This is a genomic window from Roseibium aestuarii (genome assembly GCF_008477545.1).
GTDB lineage: Bacteria > Pseudomonadota > Alphaproteobacteria > Rhizobiales > Stappiaceae > Roseibium > Roseibium aestuarii.
This window is the reverse complement of the sequence record NZ_VORA01000001.1, coordinates 1,840,790-1,866,964: the sequence shown is the minus strand read 5'-3', so window position 1 is coordinate 1,866,964 and position 26,175 is coordinate 1,840,790. Positions and strand designations below refer to the sequence as shown.

At 64.5% G+C, this 26,175-nt stretch carries 17 protein-coding genes and 1 tRNA gene; 11 read left to right on the top strand and 7 right to left on the bottom strand.

Translation table 11 applies throughout. The features are described 5' to 3' along the window. Nucleotides 1-43: 43 nt before the first annotated feature. Entirely contained in the window at nucleotides 44-709 is a 666-nt protein-coding gene (locus FR728_RS07895) for a glutathione S-transferase family protein (RefSeq protein WP_149892011.1), read from the top strand. Nucleotides 710-926: 217 nt separating this feature from the next. Here FR728_RS07895 and FR728_RS07890 read toward each other — a convergent pair. Next, nucleotides 927-1,000, bottom strand: a tRNA-Cys gene (locus FR728_RS07890). Between the two features lie 424 nt (nucleotides 1,001-1,424). Between FR728_RS07890 and FR728_RS07885 the strand changes: the two genes are divergently transcribed. The 6 genes from FR728_RS07885 to FR728_RS07860 all read left to right on the top strand — a co-directional run bounded on the left by FR728_RS07885 (nucleotide 1,425) and on the right by FR728_RS07860 (nucleotide 10,269). Then, a complete protein-coding gene (locus FR728_RS07885; protein ID WP_149892010.1) occupies nucleotides 1,425-2,084 on the top strand; it encodes a protein-L-isoaspartate O-methyltransferase family protein in 660 nt (219 codons plus the stop codon). Nucleotides 2,085-2,351: 267 nt separating this feature from the next. After that, nucleotides 2,352-3,722: a TolC family outer membrane protein gene (locus FR728_RS07880; protein ID WP_149892009.1), complete on the top strand. Its 1,371-nt coding sequence runs from the start codon at nucleotides 2,352-2,354 to the stop codon at nucleotides 3,720-3,722. A 259-nt stretch (nucleotides 3,723-3,981) separates the two neighbouring features. Then, nucleotides 3,982-4,779: a PopZ family protein gene (locus tag FR728_RS07875; protein WP_149892008.1), complete on the top strand. Its 798-nt coding sequence runs from the start codon at nucleotides 3,982-3,984 to the stop codon at nucleotides 4,777-4,779. A gap of 204 nt (nucleotides 4,780-4,983) precedes the next feature. Then, entirely contained in the window at nucleotides 4,984-7,911 is a 2,928-nt protein-coding gene (locus FR728_RS07870; protein ID WP_149892007.1) for a valine--tRNA ligase, read from the top strand. A gap of 120 nt (nucleotides 7,912-8,031) precedes the next feature. Next, entirely contained in the window at nucleotides 8,032-8,880 is an 849-nt protein-coding gene (locus tag FR728_RS19430; protein ID WP_244304434.1) for a DUF2155 domain-containing protein, read from the top strand. A gap of 150 nt (nucleotides 8,881-9,030) precedes the next feature. Then, nucleotides 9,031-10,269 carry a hypothetical protein gene (locus FR728_RS07860; RefSeq protein ID WP_149892006.1) on the top strand — a complete coding sequence of 413 codons (1,239 nt, stop codon included), beginning with the start codon at nucleotides 9,031-9,033 and terminating at the stop codon, nucleotides 10,267-10,269. A 23-nt stretch (nucleotides 10,270-10,292) separates the two neighbouring features. On the opposite strand, the gene aat is transcribed toward FR728_RS07860, so the two are convergent. The 5 genes from aat to FR728_RS07835 form a co-directional block, all read right to left on the bottom strand. After that, nucleotides 10,293-11,036, bottom strand: coding sequence for a leucyl/phenylalanyl-tRNA--protein transferase (gene aat / locus FR728_RS07855; protein ID WP_149892005.1), 744 nt, complete (start codon nucleotides 11,034-11,036; stop codon nucleotides 10,293-10,295). A gap of 27 nt (nucleotides 11,037-11,063) precedes the next feature. Next, complete coding sequence (accC, locus tag FR728_RS07850; protein ID WP_149892004.1) at nucleotides 11,064-12,413, bottom strand: acetyl-CoA carboxylase biotin carboxylase subunit; 1,350 nt, start codon at nucleotides 12,411-12,413, stop codon at nucleotides 11,064-11,066. A 13-nt stretch (nucleotides 12,414-12,426) separates the two neighbouring features. After that, entirely contained in the window at nucleotides 12,427-12,894 is a 468-nt protein-coding gene (accB, locus tag FR728_RS07845; protein WP_149892003.1) for an acetyl-CoA carboxylase biotin carboxyl carrier protein, read from the bottom strand. 332 nt (nucleotides 12,895-13,226) lie between these two features. Continuing rightward, nucleotides 13,227-14,024, bottom strand: a complete 798-nt coding sequence (locus tag FR728_RS07840) for a DsbA family protein (RefSeq protein WP_149892002.1) — start codon at nucleotides 14,022-14,024, stop codon at nucleotides 13,227-13,229. Between the two features lie 82 nt (nucleotides 14,025-14,106). Continuing rightward, nucleotides 14,107-15,492: a M48 family metalloprotease gene (locus FR728_RS07835; RefSeq protein WP_341872927.1), complete on the bottom strand. Its 1,386-nt coding sequence runs from the start codon at nucleotides 15,490-15,492 to the stop codon at nucleotides 14,107-14,109. A gap of 208 nt (nucleotides 15,493-15,700) precedes the next feature. Here FR728_RS07835 and FR728_RS07830 point away from each other — a divergent pair, with 208 nt between their 5' ends. After that, the gene (locus tag FR728_RS07830; protein WP_149892274.1) at nucleotides 15,701-16,807 is read left to right on the top strand and encodes a pyridoxal phosphate-dependent aminotransferase; all 1,107 of its coding nucleotides are present in this window, start codon (nucleotides 15,701-15,703) and stop codon (nucleotides 16,805-16,807) included. A 212-nt stretch (nucleotides 16,808-17,019) separates the two neighbouring features. On the opposite strand, the gene FR728_RS07825 is transcribed toward FR728_RS07830, so the two are convergent. Then, nucleotides 17,020-19,779, bottom strand: a complete 2,760-nt coding sequence (locus tag FR728_RS07825; RefSeq protein WP_149892000.1) for an Rne/Rng family ribonuclease — start codon at nucleotides 19,777-19,779, stop codon at nucleotides 17,020-17,022. A 947-nt stretch (nucleotides 19,780-20,726) separates the two neighbouring features. On the opposite strand from FR728_RS07825, the gene FR728_RS07820 reads away from it, so the two are divergent. The 3 genes from FR728_RS07820 to prfB all read left to right on the top strand — a co-directional run bounded on the left by FR728_RS07820 (nucleotide 20,727) and on the right by prfB (nucleotide 26,085). After that, nucleotides 20,727-22,013 (top strand): N-acetylmuramoyl-L-alanine amidase, encoded by a 1,287-nt coding sequence (locus tag FR728_RS07820; protein WP_244304429.1) that lies wholly within the window; start codon nucleotides 20,727-20,729, stop codon nucleotides 22,011-22,013. Between the two features lie 291 nt (nucleotides 22,014-22,304). Continuing rightward, entirely contained in the window at nucleotides 22,305-24,758 is a 2,454-nt protein-coding gene (locus FR728_RS07815) for a penicillin-binding protein 1A (protein ID WP_149891998.1), read from the top strand. A 195-nt stretch (nucleotides 24,759-24,953) separates the two neighbouring features. Continuing rightward, nucleotides 24,954-26,085 (top strand): peptide chain release factor 2 gene (prfB, locus tag FR728_RS07810; RefSeq protein WP_149891997.1). Its coding sequence is split into 2 segments (ribosomal slippage): nucleotides 24,954-25,022 and nucleotides 25,024-26,085, totalling 1,131 coding nucleotides; the frame shifts between segments, so codons are not numbered across the junction. Nucleotides 26,086-26,175: the final 90 nt, after the last annotated feature.

Below are 26,175 nucleotides of genomic sequence, written 5' to 3'. Positions count from 1 at the left end.
TTTCGCGCCGCGCCGGTCTCCGGCCGTCTTTCAGGAGCTTTCCATGTCCGATCTCGTCCTCCATGTGGGCAACAAGAACTATTCCTCCTGGTCCATGCGTCCCTGGGTGGCGCTGACGGCGGCGGGGATCCCCTTCAGGGAAGTGCTCCTGCGCTTCGACTTTCCCGCCGGCAATCCGGAGATCCGCGCCGTGTCGCCCTCGGGCAAGGTGCCGCTCCTGCGCGACGGGGAGCTGGATGTGTGGGAGAGCCTGGCGATCATCGAATATGCGGCCGATCTCTTCCCCGATGCGGGGCTCTGGCCGGAAGGGCGGAGGGAGCGCGCGGTGGCGCGGGCCATTTCAAGCGAGATGGCGACCGGTTTTGCCGCCCTGCGCGGCGCCTGCCCGATGAACCTGCGCCTGGAGCCGATGACCCTTGCTGTGCAACCGGCGGTTCTGGCCAATGTGGCGCGGATCGAGACCCTCTGGGCGGACTGCCTGGCCTCCAGCGGCGGGCCTTATCTCTTCGGAGCCTTCTGTGCGGCCGATGCCATGTATGCGCCGGTGGTTTCTCGCTTCCACACCTATGGTCTGCCGGTGAGCGACACCAGCCGTGCCTACATGCAGGCCGTGATGGCCCATCCGGCCGTGGTGGAGTGGGTGGATGCGGGGCGCGCCGAGCCGTGGATCGTGGCCGAGGACGAGCTTCCGGCAATCCCCAAGCCCTGAGGCGTCAGCCCTCAGGGCTTGCGCTTTGCCTGCCATGGCGCTGAGCTCCGGATCCGGGCAGGGTTCGGGGCCTTCAAGCCTTGCGCAGTCGTGCTGGGGTCGTGCTGGGGGCGAGGCGCTCGACAACAGATCGTATCCCTGGCGCTGGGCACACGAGGTCACATTGCACGAAAGTGCAAGCTGGCGCGGAAGATCTCGAATTCTGAAGGGGGGAATTTGGAGGCCTCTGCCGGAATCGAACCGGCGTACACGGATTTGCAATCCGCTGCGTCACCACTCCGCCAAGAGGCCTTCCTGAACGGTCCGTGACGCTGTGGTGATGTCTGCGTCGACCGATGGCGCTGGTGATTACCAGAGGGATCTGAAAAGCTCAATGGGAGATTTTGCGAAATTCGCTTAAGGTGTGGATGAAGCAGCGGGAATTTTTCCACCTCCGGAGGCGGCTTGCTGCCCTTTCGCCAATCTGCCGCAGCGGTTCCGGCGCATCCTGCGCGAAACGGGCAGGCGACGTCGATCTGTGCCTGCGTCGGGCCGCCTGCGTCGCGCCGCGACCGGCAGGGCCCGGGCACCCGAGGTGACGCCTGCGGGAGGAGGGGTTCCCAGTGCGGCCCCATTGGGGAATGGCGCAATCAATTGCTTGTCACCGGCCCCGGTCCTTTGTAAGGAACCGGTCAGAGAGGCCGATTTTTCGGAACATCGGAACAAGAGGGTCATCATGACTGACTATGCCCTGTCCCGCCGCAAGATGGTGGATTGCCAGCTGCGCACCAATGACGTGACCGACCACCGGGTGCTCGATGCGGTCGAGGCGGTTCCGCGGGAACGCTTCGTGCCGGCATCCCGCCAGGCGGTGGCCTATATCGACCGGGAAATCGCGGTCGAGGGCAGCGGTCAGCGCGTTCTGGTCAAGCCGCATGTGATGGGAAAGATGGTCCAGCTCGCCGGGGTGCGCCCGGATGACGTGGTTCTGGTGATCGGTGCCGGCAGCGGCTACACGACTGCCGTCATGTCCCATCTGGCCGCCTCTGTCGTGGCCGTGGAGAGCGATCCGGATCTGGCGCGCCAGGCGGGCGAGACGATCGTCGAGCTTGGTATCCAGAACGCCGCCGTGGTCGAAGGCCCGCTGACGGCAGGTCTGGCCGGGGAAGGCCCCTTCGACGTGATCCTCATCGACGGCGCCGTGGAAGTCCTGCCGCAGGATCTCTTCCGTCAGCTCAAGGACGGTGGCCGCCTCGTGGTCGTGGAAGGTCTGGGCGGTGCGGGCACCGTGCGGCTCTACCAGAAGGCCGGGGAACATGTCTCCGGACGCTTCGCCTTCAACGCCAGCGTTCCGCTTCTCCCGGGCTTCGGTCGCGTGCCGGAGTTTCAGTTCTAATTAACCTGTGCCATGATCTGATGGTTGACGACTCGTTGAGACCTTCTTCTCCCCGAAGAAGGCCTCCGACGAGGCGGGGGTTTTTCAGGGTTCAGAGTTTCATCCAGGCGCAAGCCGCAAGCGCCCTTTTTCAGAAGGGTGCCGTGTGTTGCCGATTGGTCGCACCTCGCGGAATTGTGCTTGATCTTCAGGTGCAAAGTTGCATCACGGCAGACGGCCGATTACCAGTAGTCTGACCTGCGCAGCATGCACGGCAAGGATTTGGGAATGCAGAAGAAGTTTCGAGCGATGGCGGCAGCCCTCGGTGTGGCGGCCCTGATGTCGACCACGGCCGTGACCTCCGTCAGGGCGGAAAGCATCCAGCAGGCTCTCGCCCTTGCCTATGCCAACAATCCGTCGCTCAACGCGGCCCGTGCCGGTCTGCGCGGCGCGGATGAAAGCGTTCCCCAGGCCCTGGCCGGATGGCGCCCGACTGTCAGCGCGTCGGCCAGCGCCGGTGGAACGCGGACCGAGAACTCGGCCACCACCACCTATCAGAACAACGCCTCGCTTTCCCTGTCTATGTCCCAGGCTCTGTTCAACGGGTTCAAGACGGTCAACTCGACCAAGCAGGCCGAAGCCATCATCCGCGCCCAGCGGGAAAGCCTGATCGCGACCGAGCAGGATGTGCTGCTTGCTGCCGCTCAGGCCTATGTGGACGTGATCCGCGACACCGCGCTGGTCTCCCTGTCCCGCAGCGACCTCGAGTTCCTGAACGAGCAGGTGCGTGCCGCCGATGATCGTTTCGATGTGGGTGAGGGCACCCGTACCGACGTGTCCCAGGCCGATGCCCGCCGCTCCAGCGCCCAGGCGAGCCTCAATGCGTCTCTGGCGCAGCTCAACGCGAGCCGCGCGATCTATCGCCAGATCGTCGGCGTGGAAGCCAACAACCTCTCGGCCGATACCTCGATCGGCATCCTTGTCCCGAAGAACCTCGACGCCGCGCTTGCCACGTCCGAGACCAGCCAGCCGGTGATCCGTCAGGCCGTTCATCTGGTCGATGCGGGTCTCTACGGGGTCAAGGTCGCCGAAGGCACGCTGATGCCGACCGTGTCGCTCAGCGGCTCCCTGTCCCAGAGCTGGGCCACCAATTCCTCCACTGACGGCACGACGTCTGCCTCGTTCAGCGGCCGGGTGTCCATTCCGATCTATCAGGGTGGTTCCGAATATTCCGCCATCCGTCAGGCCAAGGAATCCCTCGGTCAGGCACGGCTGCAGCTGGATGTGGCGCGCGATCAGGTCCGCGCCAACGTGATTTCCGCCTGGGGCAACTATCAGGCTGCGGAAGCGTCGATCAGCGCGGCTCAGGCCGCCGTTCAGGCCCAGCAGCTGGCGCTCGAAGGCGTTCTGGAAGAGCAGCGGGTCGGTCAGCGCACCACCCTTGATGTGCTTGATGCCCAGCGTGAGCTGGTCAGTCAGCGCGTCTCGCTGGTCACCGCCCAGCGGACCCGGATCGTGTCCGGCTATCAGCTGCTGGCCGCCGTCGGCAAGCTGGATGCGGGTACGCTCGGCCTCAACGTCAAGCGCTATGACCCGACCGAGCATTACAAGGCCGTGCGCAACAAGTGGTTTGGCGTGCGGACCCCTGACGGGCGCTGATCGGGCTTTTCAGCGCCCCTGATCCCTTGAGGACTGGTTGATCCCGTATCGGCCCTTTCGTCCCGGGATCGCTTTCGAATTCTGTCCATGACCGGCCGGCGCCTGGCGCCGGACCCAAGGTTGCCGGGGAAAAGACAAGCGGAAGCATCTGCTTGTCTTTTCGCTCGGGCCTTGGCGCTTCTATAATGGCTGTTAACGAATCGTTCAGTCATGCGCGAAGTGATTCGATAACGCGTTGCCGATTAGTACGGGGGATGTCATGGCGCAAGCTAAGCAGGCGGACGAACCGTCCATGGAGGAAATACTCGCCTCCATCCGCCGGATCATCTCCGACGAGGATGAGCAATCCGGCGGTGCGGCCACAGCCAGCGCCGGTTTGAGCACGACCAACCAAGACGAGGCGGCAGACCTGATGGGTGATTCAGCCGAGATGTCCCAGGACGACCTGGACAAGCTCTTCGACATGGACGACTCCGACATCGGTGGCGTTGAGGACGAGGACGCGGCCGACGACGACATGGCGGCTGCGATGGCCGCGGCGGCCGATGACGAAGACGACGTGCTCGAACTGACCGAGGACTTTGCCGTCGGCGAAAGTGACGCGGACGACGATCTCGCCATGGTCGGCGAGGACGAGATCGCCTTCGTCGAAAAGGACATTCCGGCCGACGACGATGACGCGGACATCATGGCCGGCTTCGACATGGACGATGTCGAGGAAGAGGCCCCGGTGGCGGCCGCGCCGAAGCCGGCTCCGGCTCCGGCAGCAGCCCCCAAGCCGCGGGCAACGGCGTCCGTGGCCACTGCGCCGATCCCCGACGATCTGCCGGAGGTCGATGACGAAACGCCGCTCACCTCGGACATGACCGGCTCCGCCGTTCATGCGGCCTTCGACAACCTGTCGAACCTCTTCGTCGGCAATCAGCCCCAGACCATGGAAGAGCTGGTGCGCGAGATGCTGCGCCCCATGCTGAAGGCCTGGCTGGACCAGAACCTGCCGGTGATGGTCGAAGCGCTGGTGAAGAAGGAAATCGAGCGCGTCACCCGCCGCCGCTGATCCTGATCGTATTCCGGTCGTCCCCTGGCCTGTCCTGAGGGCGAAGTGCCCATCCCATTGCCTGACGCCGCCTCCCGGGGCGGCGTTTTCGTTTGAAGTGGAGCGGGTGCCATGGTTTGCCCAGCTTTCCGCCTTCTTCTGTTGACTTGAGAAGCCGCATCCGATTTACACGGTCGGCACGGACATCCATCTTCGAGTACCCTTATGCTTGACAAGACTTACGAGGCGGCAAGCGTTGAGCCGCGGATCTACGAAACCTGGGAAAAGGCCGAGGCCTTCAAGGCCGGTGCCGGCGCGCATGAAGGTGCAGACGCCTTTACCATCGTGATCCCGCCGCCGAACGTGACCGGCTCCCTGCATATGGGCCACGCGCTCAACAACACCCTTCAGGACATCCTCGTCCGCTGGAAGCGCATGCAGGGCTTTGACGTCCTGTGGCAGCCGGGCACCGACCATGCGGGCATCGCGACCCAGATGGTCGTCGAGCGCGAGCTGGCGGCGAACCAGCAGCCGGGCCGCCGCGAGATGGGCCGCGAGGCCTTTGTCGAGCGGGTCTGGGAACAGAAGCGCAAGTCCGAAGGCACGATTCTGGGCCAGCTGAAGCGGCTTGGCGCGTCCTGCGACTGGAGCCGCACCGAGTTCACCATGTCGCCGAACCTGTCGGCTGCCGTGCTCAAGGTCTTCGTCGATCTTTATAATGAAGGCCTGATCTATCGCTCCAAGCGTCTGGTCAACTGGGACCCGAAGTTCGAGACCGCCATTTCCGATCTCGAGGTCGAGAACATCGAGTCCGACGGCCACATGTGGCACTTCAAGTATCCGCTGGCCGGCGGCGAGACCTATGAATATGTCGAGAAGGACGAGGAGGGGAACGTCACCCTCCGCGAGACCCGCGACTATATTTCCATCGCCACCACCCGCCCGGAAACCATGCTGGGCGACGGTGCGGTGGCCGTGCATCCGGATGATGAGCGCTACAAGCCGATCGTCGGCAAGCTGTGCGAGATCCCGGTCGGCCCGAAGGAACACCGCCGCCTGATCCCAATCATCACCGACGAATATCCGGACCCGACCTTCGGCTCCGGCGCGGTGAAGATCACCGGCGCGCATGATTTCAACGACAACGGGGTTGCCCAGCGTAACAAGATCCCGATGTACCGCCTGATGGACACCAAGGGCGCCATGCGCGCCGATGGCGCGCCTTATGCGGAAGAGGCCCTCAAGGCCCAGGCCATCATCGACGGTGCGGACTTCACCATCAACGAGGTCGACGCGATCAACATCGTGCCGGACGACCTGCGCGGTCTGGACCGTTACGAGGCGCGCAAGCGCGTGATCGACCAGATCACTGAAGAGGGTCTGGCGGTCATGGTGCCGGCCGATCATGCGGACGTGGCCTGGATGAAGGGCCGTGCACCGGAGTGGACCACCGCCGGCAAGGCCGTGGTGCGCGCGCTCGGCGAGGACGAGGACGCCCCGGCGCTGCTGCCGATGGTCGAATCCAAGAAGATCATGCAGCCCTATGGGGACCGCTCCAAGGTGGTCATCGAGCCGATGCTGACCGACCAGTGGTTCGTCGATGCCAAGGTTCTGGCCGAACCGGCCCTGAAGGCCGTTCAGGACGGGACCACCAAGCTCATTCCGGGCAATGCGGAGAAGGTCTATTTCCACTGGCTGGACGACATCCAGCCCTGGTGCATCTCGCGCCAGCTGTGGTGGGGTCACCAGATCCCGGTCTGGTATGACGAGGATGGCAAGGAATATTGCGCCGAGAGCGAGGAAAAGGCCGTGGAGATGGCCGGCGGCAAGCCGCTGACCCGCGACCCGGACGTGCTCGACACCTGGTTCTCTTCCGCCCTGTGGCCGTTCTCGACCCTCGGCTGGCCGAACAAGACGCCGGAACTTGAGCGTTACTACAAGACCGACGTGCTGGTCACCGGTCTCGACATCATCTTCTTCTGGGTGGCCCGGATGATGATGCAGGGCCTGCACTTCATGAAGGAAGTGCCGTTCGACACGGTCTATTTCAACTCGATCGTCGTGGACGCGCAGGGCAAGAAGATGTCCAAGTCCGTCGGCAACGTCATCGATCCGCTCGACCTGATCGACCGCTTCGGCGCCGATGCGACCCGCTATGCGCTCGCCAGCCAGGAAGTGCAGGGCCGCCGGTTCCTGCGCATGTCCGACCAGGCGGCCGAGGGCGGCCAGCGGTTTGCCACCAAGCTGTGGAACGCGGCGCGCTTTGCCGAGATGAACGAGTGCCAGCGGGTTGCCGGCTTCGATCCCTCCGCCACGAGCCAGACCCTCAACCGCTGGATCGCGACGGAAGTGGGCAAGTGCGCGGCCGAAGTGACCGAGGCGCTTGAGGGCTTCCGCTTCAACGATGCCTGCGCGGCCTTCTACCGCTTTGTCTGGAACACCTATTGCGACTGGTACCTGGAGCTCGCCAAGCCGATCTTCAACGGCGACGATGAGGCCGCCAAGGCCGAGACCCGCGCCACCGCCGCCTGGGCCCTGGACGAGATCCTGAAGATCCTCCATCCCTTCATGCCCTTCCTCACCGAAGAGCTGTGGGAGCGCATGGGCGATGCGGGCGTGAAGGCCGACCGTCTGCTGGCGCTGACCCAGTGGCCGAAGGCTGTCGTGGCCGACGAGGCGGCCGCCGGCGAGATCAACTGGCTGGTGTCCCTCATTTCCGAAATCCGCTCGGTGCGGGCGGAAATGAACATTCCGGCAGGGGCCAAGGTGCCTGTCGTCATCGTCGGCGCGTCCGATGTGACGAAGGCACGTCTCGACACCCACCGGTCCGCCATTGAGCGACTGGCCCGTGCCGAGACCATCGAGCTGGCCGAGGCAGCCCCCAAGGGGTCGGCACAGGTCATCGTCGGCGAGGCAACGATCTGCCTGCCGCTGGCCGGTCTCATCGACCTGGGTGCAGAGCGGGCACGCCTTGCCAAGGAGATGGACAAGCTCAAGGGCGAGATCAGCCGCATCGAGAAGAAGCTCGGCAACCCCGGCTTCCTGGCCAAGGCCCCGGAAGAGGTGGTCGATGGCGAGAAGGAAAAGATGGCCGAGTTTGCCGCGCGCCTCGAAAAGGTCACGCTGGCCCACAGCCGGTTGCTCGACGCCTGAGGCGCGAGCGCCTATCGTCGCCGAAGAAAATGCGGCCCGGGGAAGCCTTGTCTTTTCCGGGCCTTATTCCGATGCTAGCGATCGGACCTTGAACGAGAGAATCGAGCAAAGAGACACGCCATGCGGCTTGGACTGACGCGATCGGGAATGGGTCTTGGACACCGGATGGGCAAGGCCGTGGGAGTGTCCGTACTTGCTTGCGGCGTGACCCTTGGCGGTGCCGTGGCACCGGCGCTTGCCCAGTGGCAGCCGCTCGATCCGGCGCGCGAGTTGCCGCCGCTGCCGCTGCCGGGTTCCGACCAGCAGCCGCCACAGCCCCAGACCTTTGATCAGCCCCAGACCTTCCAGCAGGCCCCGCTGGATCCGGCGCCCGAGCCCCAGACCCTGCCTGGGCTGGACGGGCAGGAGAATGGCGTCGCTCAAGGGTTCGATCAGGGTGTCGATCAGGGGGCAAATCCGGGCGGCAGCCAGGCGGATCCGAATTTCGACCCCTATGGTCAGAACCAGGGGCAGCAGACCACGGAGACCCCGGAAGGCGAGCTGATCGAGAACCCGGTCGCCGTCTTCTCGGGTCTCGACAAGATCACCGCGCGGATCACCTCCTTTGACGTCTACATGGGCGAGACGGTCCAGTTTGGCGCGCTGCAGCTGACGCCGAAGGTCTGCCACACCCGGCCGGCCACCGAGAACCCGGAGACCACCGCCTTCGTGCAGGTGGACGAGATCACCCTGAACAACGAAGTCCGCCGGATCTTCTCCGGCTGGATGTATGCCGGGTCGCCCGGTCTGCATGCGGTGGAGCATGCGGTCTATGACGTCTGGCTGACGAACTGCAAGACCTCGTCCTCCGTGCCGCCACCAGAGGGTTATGATGGTCCTCCCGTGGAAGCCGGGGCAGAGCAGGGGCTCGACCCGCTCGCAGGCGAAGCGGAAACCGGCAAGACCGGCATTCCCGTACCCAAGCCCTGATCCGCTTCCGCGATCCGATGACATTCCAGAGGCCCCGTTTCACGACGGGGCCTTTTTTCGTCATCCGGACTGCCGGGCCGTCACAGGAACCCGTCTGCTTCGTCCTTGAGAAAAGTCCGTTGGTCGTGTCATCCGGGAAAGGAAGCGGGAATGTTCGTGAAATACTCAAAGAACGATGGTGCCTTTGCGCCCGTGACCCAGATGCTGCAGGCCCGTCTCCAGACGCGGCTGAAGACCGTGGGCAATGTGGCCTCGCCGGAAGGCTTCACCTTTCTGACCAAGCCCGCGATCGACAAGTATATCGTCGACAGTTCCTACCCGCGGGATTTCGCGCTGTTCGGCTTTGCCTTCAAGACCTCCGACGATCCGGCGGGTCTGCGGCCCTTGCGCCGGATCCAGGTTTGTACCGAAGGGTCGCTTTGCGTGCCCGTGGGGGCGGACAGCGGCAGCGGTGACGTGGGCATGAGCATCAATGTCTCGCTGAAGGACATGTCCCGCATCGAGAAGATGACCACCTATTACTGCATGCTGACAGGCGCGTCGGAGGCGGATCTGGCGCGCTACGGCAAGCGGATCGTGGCCATCGTGCTGACCTACAAGACCCTGGATCCGGCAGCGCCGCCAAAGGACATGGTGGTCGCGGCGGAAGGGAGCCTGTTCAAGACGGCGGAGGCCGCTCAGGGGCAGACCCTGGCCGAGCGCATCCAGACGGCGGTGAAGACCTTCAACCGCAACGGCAATTATCAGATCTTCGACGAGGTCAATGATGCGGGCCTGTCGCTCAGCATCACCACGCCGCAGGGGACCATCCGCCGTCAGGTGGTGAATGTGGGCTATCATCAGTTCGTGGGCAAGTCGCGCACTTACATCAACAACATCGAGCTGGTGACCGCGCTGCCGGCTTCGGCCCAGATCGCCAGTCTGTTCCAGAACCTGGAGGAGATCAGCTTCACGCTGCCCTTCGTGAAGAACAATCTGGGCCTGCAGACGGAGATGGTGCTGGAACGCACGGTGACCGAGGGGCGCAACGACATCACGGTGAGCCAGAAGTCGTCGATGCATACGTTCTCGCTGCCCTCCATCGGCATCGGAGAACTGGCGGAGGTGGGGTCGATGTATTCTTACAGCACCGGCACTAGCTCGTCGGAGCAGCATGACAAGACCCGCTCTACCGCTGACCGCAATGCCTTCACCATGCAGGTGCCGCACGACGCCTATGTGGTGCGCGGCTATCCGGGTGTGCAGAAATATGCGGTGAGCACGGTGGTGGGGCTGATCTACACGCCCAATGCGGATCCGAAGTTCGAGGTGACCATCCCCTCGGGCACGCCGGCCATCGTCGCCAATTCGGATGATGCGCTGGTGCTCAGCGTGCTCGGCTTCATCTAGACCCGAAGCGAGACCGGCGACGCTCAGGCTTCCTCGTCTTCGTCGTCCCCGTCTTCGGGGAACGGGCGGGACAGGTCCGGTTGCGGCGCGCCCTTGCAATGGCGCTCCACGATCTCCAGCACGTCAGCGCCGGTGGCTTCGGCGCTCAGGGCATAGAAGTCGCCTTCCACCTGAAGGGCCTTGGCGAGCTCGTCGTTATACGTGTCCCGGTCCACTTCGATCGTGCCGAAGCGGGCGAGGTGGGACGTGACGAACTGGGTGTCGAGAAGGGTGTAGCCGCCAGCGATCAGTCGGGCGACCAGATGGGAGAAGCAGACCTTGGAGGCGTCGGTGGCCTTCGTGAACATGCTTTCGCCGAAGAAGGCGCCGTTGAGGGAGACGCCGTAGAGCCCGCCCACGAGGGTCTCGTTCTCCCAGGCTTCCACCGTGTGGCAATAGCCCAGGTCGAAGAGCTCGCCATAGAGACGGCGGATTTCCCGGTTGATCCAGGTCTTGGGCCGGTCGGGACCGCCACCGGCACAGCCGTCGATCACCGCCTCGAAGTCGGTGGAGATGCGGATCTCGAACCGGTCGGCGCGCAGCGTGCGGCGCAGGCGTCGGGGAAGATGAAAGTCGGAGAGGGGGAGGATGCCGCGGTGTTCGGGCTCGAGCCAGAACAGGCCGGCATCCTCTGCCGATTCCGCCATGGGGAACAACCCGCAGGCATAAGCCTTCAGCAGGACCTGCGGGGTGATTTCCAGGACAATGTCGTCGCTGTGTTCTGCCATGGGCGCGTCGGTTGCCGCCGGAGAGCCTTAGCTCTCCGAGGTGTTTGCGAGATACTGTTCCAGCCAGTGGATGTCGTATTGTCCGTTGGCGATGTCCTGATTTTCCACGAGATCCCGGAACAGCGGGATGGTGGACTTGATCTCGTCGACAACGAACTCGTCCAGGCAGCGGCGCAGGCGCATCAGGCACTCGACGCGGTTGCGGCCGTGCACGATGAGCTTGCCGATCAGGCTGTCGTAATAGGGCGGGATCTTGTAGCCCTGATAGACACCGCTATCGACGCGCACACCCAGACCACCGGGCGGGTGGTAATAGGTGATGGTGCCCGGAGACGGCATGAAGGTGCGCGGATCCTCGGCGTTGATGCGGCATTCGATGGCATGGCCCTCGAACTTCACGTCTTCCTGGCGAAGATCCAGGCTGCCGCCGGCGGCGATGCGGATCTGTTCGTTGACCAGGTCGATGCCGGTGATCATTTCCGTCACCGGATGTTCCACCTGCAGGCGGGTGTTCATCTCGATGAAGTAGAACTCGCCGTTCTCATAGAGGAACTCGACGGTGCCCACGCCGCGGTACTTGAGCTTGCGCATGGCATTGGCGACGATCTCGCCGATCTGGTTGCGCTGCTCGACGTTGAGGCAGGGAGACGGAGCTTCTTCCAGCACTTTCTGGTGACGGCGCTGCAGGGAGCAGTCGCGTTCGCCGAGGTGAATGGCGTTGCCCTTGCCGTCGCCGAGAACCTGGATCTCGATGTGGCGCGGCTTGCCGAGATACTTCTCCATGTAGAGAGCATCGTCGCCGAAGGCGGCCTTGGCTTCCGCACGGGCATTGGCCAGCGCGCCATCCAGGTCGGCAGCGGTCTTGGCGACCTTCATGCCGCGTCCGCCGCCGCCAGCTGCGGCCTTGACGAGAACCGGATAGCCGATCTCGGCCGCAATGGCATGGGCGTCGTCTTCCGGGCGCACGGCGCCGTCGGAACCGGGCACGACCGGAATGCCGAGATCCCGGGCCGTCTGCTTGGCCTGGATCTTGTCACCCATGATGCGGATGTGTTCCGAGGTCGGCCCGATGAAGACGATGTTGTGGGCTTCGAGGATTTCCGCGAAGCGGGCGTTCTCGGAGAGGAAGCCGTAACCCGGGTGGACCGCGTCGGCACCGGTGATTTCACAGGCGGCCAGAAGCTGCGGGATGTTCAGATAGCTGTCGCGGGCGGCCGGGGGGCCGATGCAGACGCTTTCATCCGCCAGACGCACGTGCATGGCATTGGCATCGGCCGTGGAGTGAACCGCCACGGTGGAGATGCCAAGCTCCTTGCAGGCGCGCAGGATGCGCAGCGCAATCTCACCGCGGTTGGCAATGAGGATCTTGGAGAACATGAGCAAGCGCTCCTTATTCGACGATGATGAGCGGTTCGCCGAATTCGACCGGCTGGGCGTCGTCCACGAGGATCTGCTTCACGACGCCGGCCTTGGTTGCCGGAATGTGGTTCATGGTCTTCATCGCTTCGATGATCAGGATCGTCTGACCGACGGAGACCTTGTCGCCCACCTGGACATAGGGCTTGGCGCCCGGTTCGGCAGCGAGATAGGCGGTGCCGACCATCGGGGAGGTGATGGCGTCGACTGCGGCGGAAGCGGCGGCCGGGGCAGCAGCCGGAGCGGCTGCGGGGGCGGCGACAGGGGCTGCCACCGGAGCCGGGGCGGCCACATGGATCGGCGCGTCATAAGAGATCTGGCGGGCGACGCGGACACGGAAATCGGTCTGCTCCAGCTCGATCTCGGTCAGGTTCGTCTCATCGAGAAGCAGCGCAAGATCGCGGATCAGGTCCGTATCAAACTTCTTGTTATCTTTCGACATGTGGCTGAACTTTCGTAATATCGGTCAGGCTGTGGCTGCGCCATTCAGGCTGCTGCGCCTGGCGTGGGCGGACGGTTGGACAATGATCCGTATGCAGGGATCCGCATGCAGGGCGGCGGTCTCTTTCACTCAGAGGCTTCCGGCGAGGGTACGTCCCGCCAGACAATCCGCCCCGTGGGGTGTCATTTCCGTAAGCGTCCAAGGTCTTTCGTACCGGTTGAGCTTGAACATAGGCGGCCCCAACGTTTCCGCGGGCCGATCATCGCTCCTTATAGGCACTCCCGTTGATGAAAAAAAGCCCGAACCGTCTGGGGTCCGGGCCTTTTTCCCGATTAACAGGTGGTCTGGCCGCAGTTGCGCACAGACTCGATCCGCGCTTTCAGACCATCGTAGCCGATGGCGCCGGGGATCACCTCGTTGCCCACCACATAGGACGGGGTGCCCGAGAGACCGAGCTTGTCGGCCAGCTCGTAGACCTCGCTGATGGAGGTTCGGGCGAGTTCGGTCTGCACCACTTCGCCGATCTGGGCTTCGGTCAGGCCGATGCCGGTTGCCGCCTCGATCGCGCTGGCGTGATTCGCCTGACCGCGCTGGAGCAGCAGGGCCTGGTGGAAATCGGCGTATTTCTCGGGCGCCAGCTTGTTGACCGCCACGGCGATCTGGGCAGCCTCCGCCGAGCCCTGGCCAAGAACCGGGAATTCCTTCAGCACGACGCGCAGCTTGGGGTCTTCCTCGATCAGGCGCACCATGTCCGCATAGGCACGCTTGCAGTAGCCGCAGTTGTAATCAAAGAATTCGACCAGGGTGACATCCCCGTCCGGGTTGCCGAGGACGGCCTGATGCTCCGAGTTGAAGAGAATGTCGGCGCTGCTCGACAGGGCGTCGTTGCGGGCCTTTTCCTCGGCCGCCTGCTGGCGGCGGTCCAGCTCGGCGAGCGCATCGCGGATCACTTCCGGGTTGGCCAGAAGATATTCCTTGACGATGGTTTCCACCTGGGCGCGGTCCATGTCGGCGGCGCGCACCGGAGCGACATCACCGAAGACGCCTGCACCCAGAAGACCGGCGCCGAGGGCAAGACCGCCAAGAGCGGACCGCAGCCGGCGTGCGGTGAAGAGGCGAAGATGGGACATGAAAGGCTCCTGTTGCTTGCGTGCGGGCCGGTCGGGCGCGGCACGAAGTCGGTATGGGTCTCCGGAACGCGCCCGGGCCGGCTCAGCGCCGACGCTGCAGGTTCTCCGGCGGTCTATAGGACAGAATATCATCGGCTTGAAGCCAGGCGGGCGTGCCGCGCTTCAAATTCTGTTGAGCTCGCTGTGCGTAGCGCTTGGCGCCCTGGAAGTCGCCCTGGATCATGAGGCCGCGGGCGGTGGCGAGATCCGCCTCCGCCGTCTCGCCCTGGCGGGCATGGGCAATTGCCAGCTGGCTGTAGCCGATGCCGGAATTGGGGTCGCGTTGCAGGCCACCCTTCAGGGCGCCTTCGGCCTCGGCGAGGGCGCTGTTGTCGTTGGAGGCGACAAGGGCATAGCCGAGCCAGATGAGGAACTGACCCTCCTGCGGGTGCAGGGCCACGGCCTTGCGGAAGGCGGGCACCGCCTCGCGCGGGCGACCGGCCTCCATCAGGGCCTGGCCTTTCAGCTCCTGGAAGTGGGGGTTGTTCGGCTGCTGGCGGATCAGGTCGTCGATCTGGGCGATGGCCTTGCGGGAGCGGCTCTTCATGGCCGCCACCGCCCGGGCATATTGCGCCGGCATGGAACTGTCGCTCTTGGGATAGCGCCGGGCCACCTCGTTGGGGTGATTGACGAAGGCAAAGAGCTTGGCGCGCACCATGGCGTGACGGGCGGCCAGGGCGGCCGGCGCCGGGGTATCGAAATAACGGCTGGCCTGGGCATCGACGGCCAGTGACCGGTAGCGCTCGTTGGCCATGGGATGGGAGACCGCGTAAGGATCGGCGAAGCGGGAGGCAAAGACCTGCTGCTCGGCGAAACGCTCGAACACGGTCAACATGCCCTTGGCGCTCTGTCCAGTGGCTTCGAGATAGCGAAGCGCGGCCCGGTCGGCGGAGGCTTCCTCGCCGCGCTGATAGGACAGGAGCGAGCGCTGACCGAGGCCGCCGGCGCCCAGTGCCGCGGCAGCGCCCCCGGTGGTCGCCTGGCTGGACCCGGCACTGGCCCCGGCCACGGCCGCACCTGCGCCCAGCACCATGCCGATAACGGACATGATCTGGGCATTGGCCGCGGCCTGACGCAGGCGCACCAGGTGGCGGCCGGCGATGTGGCCGGTTTCATGGGCGATCACCCCGATCACCTCGCCTGGGGTCTCTGCCTCCAGAATGACGCCGATGTTGATGAACATGCGCTTGCTGTCGGGGACGAAGGCATTGAAGGACTTGTCATTCACCAGCACGATCTCGGCCGGTGAATTGCCGATGCCGGCCACCTTGAAGATCGGCGCCGCATAGTCGCGCAGGAGATCCTCGGTTTCCGCGTCGCGCACCAGGGGCAGGCCGCGCTGCTGGGCCTGGGCGGCGGTCGGCAGGACGCCGAGGAGGGTGGGCAGAAGCAGAGCGGCGGTCAGTCCGGAGCTCAGAAGTTTGCGCAAGGCGAGTGTCCTCGGCTGGATGAAGTGCACGAACCGTAGAAGACAGCCCGGGAAAAGGTCAAGCTCCCGTCTGTGCAAGCGGATTGAGCGGATGGTAAGAGGGAAACGAGGCAAATCAAGGACACCCGGAGGCAACTTGACCATCACGCACAAGACCGTGAGCCGGCAGGCCGTATCTGCGCGCAGCGCCGTCGATCCGTTTCTCGCCATGGAAGTGCTGAGCGAGGCGGCGCGTCTGGAGGCTGAAGGCCGGCGGATCATCCACATGGAAGTGGGCCAGCCCGGTGCTCCGGCGCCGGTTGCCGCCCGCGAGGCCGCGATCCGCGCCCTTGAAGACGGCCGGATCGGCTATACCCAGGCGCTCGGCATTCCCTCGCTGCGGCAGGGGCTCTCGCGGCACTATCTGGCGACCTACGGGGTCGAGGTGCCGGAAGCGCGCATCGCGGTGACGACCGGCTCTTCGGCAGGCTTCAACCTCATCTTTCTCGCCGCCTTCAATCCGGGCGACCGGATCGTGCTGACCTCGCCGGGTTATCCGGCCTATCGCAACATCCTCAAGGCGCTCGGGCTGGTGCCGGTCGAGGTCGAGGTGGGTGAGGACAGCCGCTGGAGCCTGACGCCCGAGCATCTGGAAGCTGCCCGCCGGGACGGACCGGTGCACGGGGTGCTGGTGGCAAGCCCCGCCAACCCCACCGGCACGATGATGACACCCGAGGCCCTGGAAGCCCTGGTGACCTATTGCGACCGGGAAGGCATCTGGTTCATCTCCGACGAGATCTACCACGGCCTCGTCTATCAGGGCACTCAGGAGACGGCCCTGCGCTTTTCCGACCGGGCGATCATCATCAACTCATTCTCGAAGTATTTCTGCATGACCGGCTGGCGCATCGGCTGGATGGTTCTGCCGGAGGATCTGGTGCGGCCGGTGGAGAAGCTCACCCAGAGCCTCTATATCTCGGCGCCCGGCCTGTCGCAGGTGGCCGCGGAAGCCGCCCTCGGGGCGGGCCGTGAGCTGGAGATCGTCAAGGCGGGCTATGCGGCCAACCGCAAGCTTCTCCTCGACGGCTTGCCGAAGATCGGGTTCGACAAGCTGCTGCCGGTGGACGGGGCCTTCTACGTCTACGCGGACATCAGTCGCTTCACCAACGACTCGCTCGCCTTCACCAAGGCGATGCTGGCGGAAGCCGGTGTCGCCGGGACGCCGGGGGCGGATTTCGACCAGATCAACGGGGCCCGCTTCATGCGCCTGTCGTTTGCCGGCACGACCGGCGACATGGAAACCGCCCTCGCGGCCCTGGGCGCCTGGCTCCGCTAGGGAATCCCCGCGTCGTCCCTGCGCCGCCCAGTGTTTGTCATCCTCGGCCCCGTGCCGAGGATCGAGCCTTAGGCGTCGAAGACTGGGTGCTCGGGATGGGCCCGAGCGTGACGAAGGTGAGGGGAGCGCAGGAGTGCGAGCGACCGGCGAGGCGAGGCAAGAAAAAAGGCGGCCACTTGGGCCGCCTTTTTCATGTCTCGTGCCGGTCGTCCTCAGAAGAACGTGCGGCGCTGCCACCAGCCGCCCCGCTTGGGGCGGTTCGGGTCGTCGTTCTCCGGGGTGGAGGCCAGCTCGCTGGTCACAACCGGTTCGGCCGGGGCCGAGGGGGCTGCGGGCTCCTCATCGGCCGCGACGGTCTCGGCTTCGCCAGAGGTCTCGGCGACCTTCTGCTCGCCGGTCTCGTCCACCGCCTCGGCGACGGGTTCGGCGGAAGGGGCCTCGACGGTGTCCGCGACCGGCTCGGCCACGGTTTCCACGACCGGTTCGGCTTCATGGGCAACCGGCGCCTCGACGGCCTGAGCCTCAGGGGCTGCTTCCGCGACGGCCTCAGGGGCCATTTCCACCGCCGGGGCGTCAGTCACGGTCTCAGCCGGAGCGGCGTCAGCCTCGTCCTTGGAGACGGTTGCCTCGGTAGCCGCTGCGTCGACCGGAGCGGCCTCGGTTGCGGAGACTTCAGCTGCGGCATCCTGGCCCGCGTCGGCGTCGTCAGAGGCGGTTTCGCCGTCAGAGCCGTCTTCGGACCCGTTTTCGCCTTCACCTTCGCCATTGCGACGGCTGCGACGGCCACCGCGACGGCCGCGACGGCGCTTGCGGCGCGGTTCACCATCGGTGTCGCCATCGGCTTCGGAGGTCTCGCCTTCGGAGGCAGTGTCCTCATCGTCAGACTCTGCGGAGCCGTTCTCGTCGGAGCTGTCCTCGCGGGCGGCCATGTTGCCTTCGCTGGCGCCATCTTGGCTGCCACCACGCCGACGCTTGCGGCGGCGGCGGCGGCGACGGTCACCCGAACCGCGCTGGCCTTCGCCCTCGCTGTCGCCGTCGTTCTCGCTCTCGTCTTCGGACTGATCCTCGCGGGCGTCTTCGCCGGCGGGCAGGTTGTCTTCTTCGTCCTCGTCCTCCGGAATGTCGATGTCGTCGATCTCGAAGGTGTCAGGATGGATGGTGGTCAGCACCGGCTGCGGGTAGCGCTCCCGGTCAACCAGTTCGGCCCGTTCCAGCTGGTAGAGCTGGCCGTTGTGCATGTGTTCGGCCTGCAGGGTGATCTCGACCGCGAAGCGGGCTTCCAGATCGACTAGGTTCGAACGCTTCTGGTTGAGGATGTAGAGGGCCACTTCCGCAGTGGTGCGGATGATCAGGTTGTGGGTCGCGCCCTTGAGCAGGTTGTCTTCCAGCGACCGGAGGACGTGGAGGGCAACGGATTCGACCGAGCGGATCATGCCCGTGCCATGGCAGTGCGGGCAGAGCGTGGTGGAGCTTTCCAGAACCCCGGTGCGGATGCGCTGACGCGACATTTCCAGCAGGCCGAAGTGGGAGATGCGGCCAACCTGGATGCGGGCGCGGTCGCTCTTCAAGCATTCCTTCAGGCGGCGCTCGACGTTCCGGTTGTTCTTGTTCTCCTCCATGTCGATGAAGTCGATGACAACCAGACCGGCCAGATCGCGCAGACGCAGCTGGCGGGCGACTTCTTCCGCCGCTTCCAGGTTGGTCTGGAGGGCAGTGTCCTCGATGTTGTGCTCACGCGTGGACTTGCCGGAGTTCACGTCGATCGACACCAGCGCTTCCGTCTGGTTGATGACGATGTAACCGCCGGACTTGAGCGTCACCTGGGGCGAGAACATGGCATCGAGCTGCGGCTCGACCCCGTAGCGGATGAATACCGGGGACGCATCGCGGTAGGGCTGGACGTTCTTGGCATGGCTCGGCATGAGCATGCGCATGAAGTCCTTGGCCTCGCGGTAGCCTTCCTCACCGGCGACCAGAACCTGGTCGATGTCCTTGTTGTAGAGGTCGCGGATCGAGCGCTTGATCAGGCTGCCTTCCTCATAGACGAGGGAGGGAGCGGTCGAGCGCAGGGTGAGCTCGCGCACGTTCTCCCACAGGCGCATCAGATATTCGAAGTCGCGCTTGATCTCGGCCTTGGTGCGGCTGGCGCCTGCGGTCCGCAGGATGACGCCCATGCCTTCCGGCACCTCCAGCTCGGAGGCGATCTTCTTCAGACGCTTGCGGTCGGTCAGCTGGGTGATCTTGCGGGAGATGCCGCCGCCACGGGCGGTGTTGGGCATCAGGACGGAGTAGCGGCCGGCGAGCGACAGGTAGGTGGTGAGAGCCGCGCCCTTGTTGCCGCGCTCTTCCTTGACGACCTGAACCAGCAGCACCTGGCGGCGCTTGATCACTTCCTGGATCTTGTACTGACGGCGGGACGACTGGCGGCGGACCGGCACTTCCTCCATGGCGTCTTCGGCGCCAACGGATTCCACGCTGTCCTCGTCCGATCCATCTTCGGCGAAGTCATGGCTGTCATCGTCGCGGGACCTGGAGGAAACGTTATCCTCGTCCTCGGCGCCATCTTCGCTGGCTTCGGTGTCGTCGGAGACCTGATCCGCAGCGCCTTCATTGCGGGCGGCGGAGGACCGGCGCCGGCGGCGGCGCGGCTTTTCGTCCCGGGGCTCGTCGGAATGGTCGTCGTGCTGGCGGCTTTCCTCTTCCAGGAGCGCCTGACGATCGGCTACCGGGATCTGGTAGTAGTCGGGATGAATTTCGCTGAAGGCGAGGAAACCATGCCGGTTTCCGCCATATTCCACAAAGGCGGCCTGCAGGGACGGTTCGACCCGCGTCACCTTTGCCAGATAGATGTTCCCGCGAAGCTGCTTCCTGTTTGCCGCTTCGAAATCGAATTCTTCAACCCGATTGCCCCGGACGACGACCACCCGGGTTTCTTCCGGGTGGGCCGCGTCGATCAGCATTTTGTTTGCCATAGATGAAAGTCTCCACGGCAGGCTCCAGGTCCGCGCAGAAAGCGCGCGGTGAATAATCCGCTGGAGCGGCTGCCGTCATGTTGTGGAAGTCAGGGAAAGGGTAGGGCGCTGCGGCAATCGCGGTCGCAAAGGCGACAAAGGGGGCCGTGTGAAACGGGCCTTCCATCTTGTCGAAACCTTGTTGCATCGCGTCGTTCCTGAGGCCGCAGGCCTGTGAATTGGTCTTCGTTGTCGCTCTCGGGAAAAGGGCAGGCCGCCTCGACGCGCATGCGCCATGGGCGGGGATCGCCGCATCCCCCGTCGCACGGATCCTTCGGGGCCCCGGTGGTCCCCCGCCCTTGAATTGCTTCCGGATCTTTGTGGGATTGCGAAAGACGGGGCGGGACTCACAAGCGGGTTTCGAAAGCCTGATAACCGCCGAAAGACCATCCGCATGACGTCAGGGTTTGTGGCCTCCATGAGCCCTGACAATGGGACGGACCGCGATGACATGTGGATAGTCCAGCGCTGGCATCGGGGGCGGTATCGGTTTCAAACCTAAATCCGTAAGGTACTTTTACGATCACGGATGCGCGTTTGCAAGCAATGTGAAAGCGATAATGCGATTTGATCCAAATTGCTGTTCACAAGATGACGCTGGGACATCTTTGCGAGCTTGTGCCCCGGTGGCCGGTGGGCTGGTGTCACGGCGGGGTTGACGCGGGTGGCCGGGCGACCCTAACCCTTGCGGGCCTGAAAATCCGGCCGAACCTGCGGCCGGATGAGGTACAGGATAAGGCAGGCATCCTTGAGGATCATCTGAGCGGAGGCAGTCGCGCTTCATGGCAGGAAACCGGTGGCAGGAATGGTTTCGGGCAGAACGTCCTGGCCCGCAGACCAGCGAGGGCGAGGATCCGGGCCGGACTGCGCGAAACCATGCGGGCTGTGGGACTGCGCGCGCCGGGATCGTGCTTTTCTGCGCTCTCGTCCTCGGGCCGCTGATCGCCGGTCTTGCTGGCTTTGACAAGGCTTCGGCCCAGAGCGAACCCTCGGCCCAAAGCCAGTCTCAGACCCAGTCTCAGGCCCAGTCGCCATCCACATCGACCGGGGGCGACCAGGCCGGTCTCCTGCGGGTGACGGGCGCGCGGGTGGCGGGGGACGCGGTGCGCACCCGATTCGTGATCGACCTCAGCGACCAGATCGGCATCGCCATTTCGGGGCTCGCCGATCCTTACCGGCTCATTCTCGATCTGCCGGAGGTTGCCTTCGATCTGGACCCGGCGGCGGGCAAGGAGGGGCGCGGTCTGGTGACGGCCTGGCGCTATGGCCTCTTTGCCCCGGGCAAGTCGCGCATGGTGATCGATCTGTCTGAGCCGGCGCGGGTGGACAAGACCTTCGTGCTGCCGGCGGTCGACGACCAGCCGGCGCGCATGGTGATCGATCTGGTGAAGAGCACCCGGTCCGACTTCCTCGCCTTTGCCGAGACGTCGCGGGCGAGCCTCGCTCAGGGCAAGGGTGCGCCAAAGGGCGACAAGCTGTCGGGGGGCGACGGCAACCGTCCGGTGATCGTCATCGATCCCGGTCATGGCGGGCTGGACACGGGGGCCGAGGGTGTCGGCGGCACGCTGGAAAAGGCGGTGGTTCTCGACTTCGCCTCGATCCTGAAGCGCAAGCTCGAGGAGACGGGGCGCTACACCATCCATCTGACCCGCGAGGATGACACGTTCGTGGCGCTCGGCAAGCGCGTGAACCTCGCCCGCGATCTGGGGGCGGATCTCTTCGTGTCGATCCACGCCGATTCGGTCATTCGCGGCCGCTCGCTGGCGCGCGGGGCAACCGTCTATACGCTTTCGGACACTGCGTCGGACGATCTGGCCGGGGAACTGGCCCAGTCGGAAAACATGTCCGACATCATCGCCGGGGTGGAGCTGCACGACGAGACGGAGGAGGTGACGGACATCCTCATCGATCTTGCCCGGCGCGAGACGCGCACCTTCTCCGGCTACTTCGCCCATGTGCTGGTGGAGGAGCTGAAAAGCGCGGTGAAGCTGATCGGCAATCCTCACAGATCCGCAGGGTTCCGGGTGCTCAAGGCCCATGACATCCCTTCCGTGCTCGTCGAGCTCGGCTACCTCTCCAATGAACAGGACGAGAAGTTGCTGATTTCCGATGAGTGGCGCGAGCGCATGGCGACCGCCATGGTCGAGGCGATCGAGACCTTCTTCCGGCCGCGTCTGGAAGGGCAGGGCGGCTGAGCCTTTTCGCGCCCTGCCATGGGCGATCGCGCCGGGGCGGCCTGCCTCAGCCTCGCCATATTGGGCAGCCATGTTGGCCGCAGGTTTTGCACTGCGGTGATGCCGCTCCCTACAGGTGAGGGAACCGCATGATGCGCAAGGGGGTTTGGGCTGCAGAAAGACTGCTGACCGAGCTTTCTTTTGTGTTAAGGACGGGCAACGCGTTTCGAACGTTGCGATGAAGACGACGAGTGGTGCGACCGGTCCCGGAGAGGGGCCGGCGGCCAAGACGGGGAAAGACGAGCCCGCAGCATGAAATTCCTGATCAAGTTCTTCGGCTATCTCTTCGGTATAGGCGCCGCCGTTGCTCTCGTGGCAGCTGCGGGTGTCTGGATCTATCTGGAGAAGCTGAACGAGGGCCTGCCCGACTACACCGCACTCAAGAACTACGAGCCGCCGGTGATGACCCGCGTGCATGCCGCCGACGGCAGCCTGATGGCCGAATATGCCAACCAGCGGCGCATGTTCCTGCCCATCCAGGCCATTCCGGACCGTCTGAAATATGCCTTCGTCGCGACCGAGGACAAGAATTTCTACAAGCACATCGGTGTCGACCCGGAAGGGTTGGCCCGTGCTGTGGTGCGCTTCGTCCAGAACTACGGCAGCGGCCGGCGTCCGGAAGGCGCCTCGACCATCACTCAGCAGGTGGCGAAGAACTTCCTTCTGACCAATGACGTGAAGATCGAGCGCAAGATCAAGGAAGCGATCCTCGCCCTGCGCATCGAGCAGACCTATTCCAAGGACCAGATCCTCGAACTCTATCTGAACGAGATCTACTTCGGCTTCGGCGCCTATGGGGTGGCCGCCGCATCGCTTGTCTATTTCGACAAGTCGGTGCATGAGCTGAGCCTCGAGGAGATGGCCTATCTGGCCGCCGTGATCAAAGGTCCGACCAACTATCATCCCTTCCGCCACAAGCAGGACGCGATCGTCCGGCGCAACCACGTCATCGAGCGCATGGCCGCCGAAGGCTATGTGACCCGCGAGGAGGCCGAGGAGGCCAAGTCGAAGGATCTGGTGGTCACACCGCGCGAACGGGGCATCCAGCTGGATGCGGCCGAATATTTCACCGAGGAAGTGCGCCGCGAAGTAGCGAATATCTACGGCGAGAAGCGTCTTTATGAAGGCGGTCTGTCGGTGCGCTCGACGCTCGATCCGAAGATGCAGGTCATGGCCCGCCGGGCCCTGCAGGACGGCCTGCTCGCCTTCGACCGGGAGCGTGGCAAGTGGCGTGGTCCCGTGGCGACCATCGACATCAACACCGACTGGGGTGCTGCGCTCGGCAAGGTCGAGGCCCATAGCGATCTGCCGCACTGGCGTCTGGCCGTGGTTCTCGATGCAGGCGAGAAGGAGGCCAGGATCGGTCTGCAGCCGCCGCTTCTCATCAGCGGGCGCCTGTCCGACGAGCGCGAGACCGGCAAGCTGATGCTGGAAAGCATGGGCTGGGCCCGGGTGAACGGTGCCTCGCCCAAGGCGGTCAACCAGGTGCTGAAGCCCGGCGACGTGGTCTATGTGCAGGAGGCCAAGGGTGTCTCCGGCATCTTCGAGCTGCGCCAGATCCCGGAAGTGTCCGGCGCGCTGATTGCCATGGATCCTTACACCGGCCGCGTGCTGGCCATGGTCGGCGGGTTCAGCTTTGCCCAGAGCGAGTTCAACCGCGCGACCCAGGCCTATCGTCAGCCCGGTTCGTCCTTCAAGCCGTTCCTCTATGCGGCAGCCCTCGACAATGGCTACACCCCGTCGTCGGTCATTCTCGATGCGCCGCTGGAAGTGAGCCAGGGGCCGGGTCAGGAAACCTGGAAGCCGCAGAATTATGCGGGCAAGTTCTATGGCCCCTCGACCCTGCGCACAGGCATCGAGCTGTCGCGAAACGTCATGACCGTGCGTCTGGCGCAGGACATGGGCATGCCGCTGGTGGCCGAATATGCCGAGCGCTTCGGTATCTACGACAATATGCTTCCGGTGCTTTCCATGTCGCTGGGGGCGGGGGAAACCACCGTCCTGCGCATGACCGCCGCCTATGCCACCATTGCGAACGGTGGTCGCCGGATCCGTCCGACCCTGATCGACCGGATCCAGGACCGCTATGGCCGCACCATCTACAAGCATGACAGCCGCATCTGCGATGGCTGCACCCAGGACGAATGGACCGGCCAGGCCGAGCCGACCCTGATCGACGACCGTGAGCAGGTGCTCGATCCGATGACCGCCTATCAGATCACCTCCATGATGGAAGGTGTGGTCCAGCGCGGCACGGCGACGTCCGTTCAGGCGGTCGGGCGTCCGGTTGCCGGCAAGACGGGCACCACCAACGACGAGAAGGATGCCTGGTTCATGGGCTTCACGCCCGATCTGGCGGTCGGTGTCTTCGTCGGCTACGACACGCCGCGCCCCATGGGACGGGGGGCGACCGGTGGTCAGGTGGCCGCGCCGATCTTCACGGAATTCGTCAAGGAAGCGCTGGCCGACAAGCCGCCGGTGGAGTTCCGCGTGCCGCGCGGGCTGCAGCTTATCCCCATCGACCGGCGCACGGGTCTGCGCACGGCGGCCGGCTCTCCGGATGCCATTCTGGAGGCCTTCAAGCCGGGCATGGCGCCGCCGGACAGCTATTCGGTCATCGGTTTCGGCGACGACATGGGCGATTACCGCAGCGTGTCGCCGGAAGCCGGCGAAGCGGTGCTGAGCGGAACGGGCGGGCTCTACTGAGCGCAGTCCGCACCCTCAATCCACCCGATCCATCCGTGATCCATCAATGATCTCGGCCGTTTTCCAGAGGGGGCGCTTCCAGGCGCCCCCAGCGGTTTACAAGGGTTTCCCCCGGGGCTAATGTCCCGCACCGATCTGGGCCCGGTGCTGCTTCCGGCAGGCCGGGCTTTTCACACCAAATGAGCGAGGTATCCGATGCGCGCCGAGATGGAAGGCATCGTCGATGAAATCAAGCAGGCCATAAGCCTGCTGAGGAGGCATCTTTGACTGGGATCATGCTCTCGTAAGACTGGATGAACTGAACGCAGCCTCGGAAGATCCGTCGCTGTGGAACGACCCGAGCAAGGCCCAGAAGCTGATGCGTGAGCGTCAGCAGCTCGACGACGGCATCACCGGCGTGCGTGCCCTCGAACAGGACCTTTCCGACAATGTCGAGCTCATCGAACTGGGCGAGATGGAAGGGGACAAGGGGGTCATCGCCGACGCCGAGGAGGCCCTGCGCGGGCTGAAGGAGAAGGTGCATCAGCTGCAGCTTCAGTCGCTTCTCTCGGGCGAAGCCGATGGCAACGACACTTACCTGGAAATCAACTCCGGAGCCGGCGGTACCGAGAGCCAGGACTGGGCCTCCATGATGCTGCGCATGTACCGCCGCTGGGCGGAAAAGCGTGGCTACAAGGTGGAGCTGCTCGAGTATCACGACGGGGAAGAGGCCGGCATCAAGTCTGCCACCCTGCTGATCAAGGGCGAGAACGCCTATGGCTGGCTGAAGACGGAATCGGGCGTTCATCGCCTGGTGCGCATTTCGCCCTATGACAGCCAGGCGCGCCGCCATACGAGCTTCTCCTCGGCCTGGGTCTATCCAGTGGTGGATGACTCGATCGAGATCGAGATCAACGAAAGCGACTGCCGCATCGACACCTATCGTGCGTCGGGTGCGGGTGGTCAGCACGTCAACACGACCGACTCGGCCGTGCGCATCACGCACCAGCCGACCGGCATCGTGGTGCAGTGCCAGTCCGAACGCTCCCAGCACAAGAACCGGGCCACGGCCTGGTCGATGCTGAAGGCCCGTCTCTACGAGGCGGAACTGAAGAAGCGCGAGGAAGCCGCCAACAAGGAACAGGCGTCCAAGACCGATATCGGCTGGGGCCACCAGATCCGTTCCTATGTTCTCCAGCCCTATCAGCTGGTGAAGGATCTGCGCACGGGCGTGGAAAGCACGTCGCCGTCGGATGTGCTGGACGGGGATCTCGACCAGTTCATGGAAGCGGCCTTGGCGCAGCGCGTCTTCGGGGGCGATGCTGCGGACGTGGCCGACATCGACTGAGGACCGGCTCCGGCCTGATCTGGCCTTGAGACACGAAAACGCCCGGGGATTTCTCCGGGCGTTTTTCGTTTCGGCAGAGTGTAAGGGGCA

Excerpts from the sequence above, each read along its gene's own strand:
- FR728_RS07895 (WP_149892011.1), top strand. The coding sequence starts at position 44 with ATGTCCGATCTCGTCCTCCATGTGGGCAACAAGAACTATTCCTCCTGG.
- FR728_RS07885 (WP_149892010.1), top strand. The coding sequence starts at position 1,425 with ATGACTGACTATGCCCTGTCCCGCCGCAAGATGGTGGATTGCCAGCTG.
- FR728_RS07880 (WP_149892009.1), top strand. The coding sequence starts at position 2,352 with ATGCAGAAGAAGTTTCGAGCGATGGCGGCAGCCCTCGGTGTGGCGGCC.
- FR728_RS07875 (WP_149892008.1), top strand. The coding sequence starts at position 3,982 with ATGGCGCAAGCTAAGCAGGCGGACGAACCGTCCATGGAGGAAATACTC.
- FR728_RS07870 (WP_149892007.1), top strand. The coding sequence starts at position 4,984 with ATGCTTGACAAGACTTACGAGGCGGCAAGCGTTGAGCCGCGGATCTAC.
- FR728_RS19430 (WP_244304434.1), top strand. The coding sequence starts at position 8,032 with ATGCGGCTTGGACTGACGCGATCGGGAATGGGTCTTGGACACCGGATG.
- FR728_RS07860 (WP_149892006.1), top strand. The coding sequence starts at position 9,031 with ATGTTCGTGAAATACTCAAAGAACGATGGTGCCTTTGCGCCCGTGACC.
- aat (WP_149892005.1), bottom strand. The coding sequence starts at position 11,036 with ATGGCAGAACACAGCGACGACATTGTCCTGGAAATCACCCCGCAGGTC.
- accC (WP_149892004.1), bottom strand. The coding sequence starts at position 12,413 with ATGTTCTCCAAGATCCTCATTGCCAACCGCGGTGAGATTGCGCTGCGC.
- accB (WP_149892003.1), bottom strand. The coding sequence starts at position 12,894 with ATGTCGAAAGATAACAAGAAGTTTGATACGGACCTGATCCGCGATCTT.
- FR728_RS07840 (WP_149892002.1), bottom strand. The coding sequence starts at position 14,024 with ATGTCCCATCTTCGCCTCTTCACCGCACGCCGGCTGCGGTCCGCTCTT.
- FR728_RS07830 (WP_149892274.1), top strand. The coding sequence starts at position 15,701 with ATGGAAGTGCTGAGCGAGGCGGCGCGTCTGGAGGCTGAAGGCCGGCGG.
- FR728_RS07825 (WP_149892000.1), bottom strand. The coding sequence starts at position 19,779 with ATGGCAAACAAAATGCTGATCGACGCGGCCCACCCGGAAGAAACCCGG.
- FR728_RS07815 (WP_149891998.1), top strand. The coding sequence starts at position 22,305 with ATGAAATTCCTGATCAAGTTCTTCGGCTATCTCTTCGGTATAGGCGCC.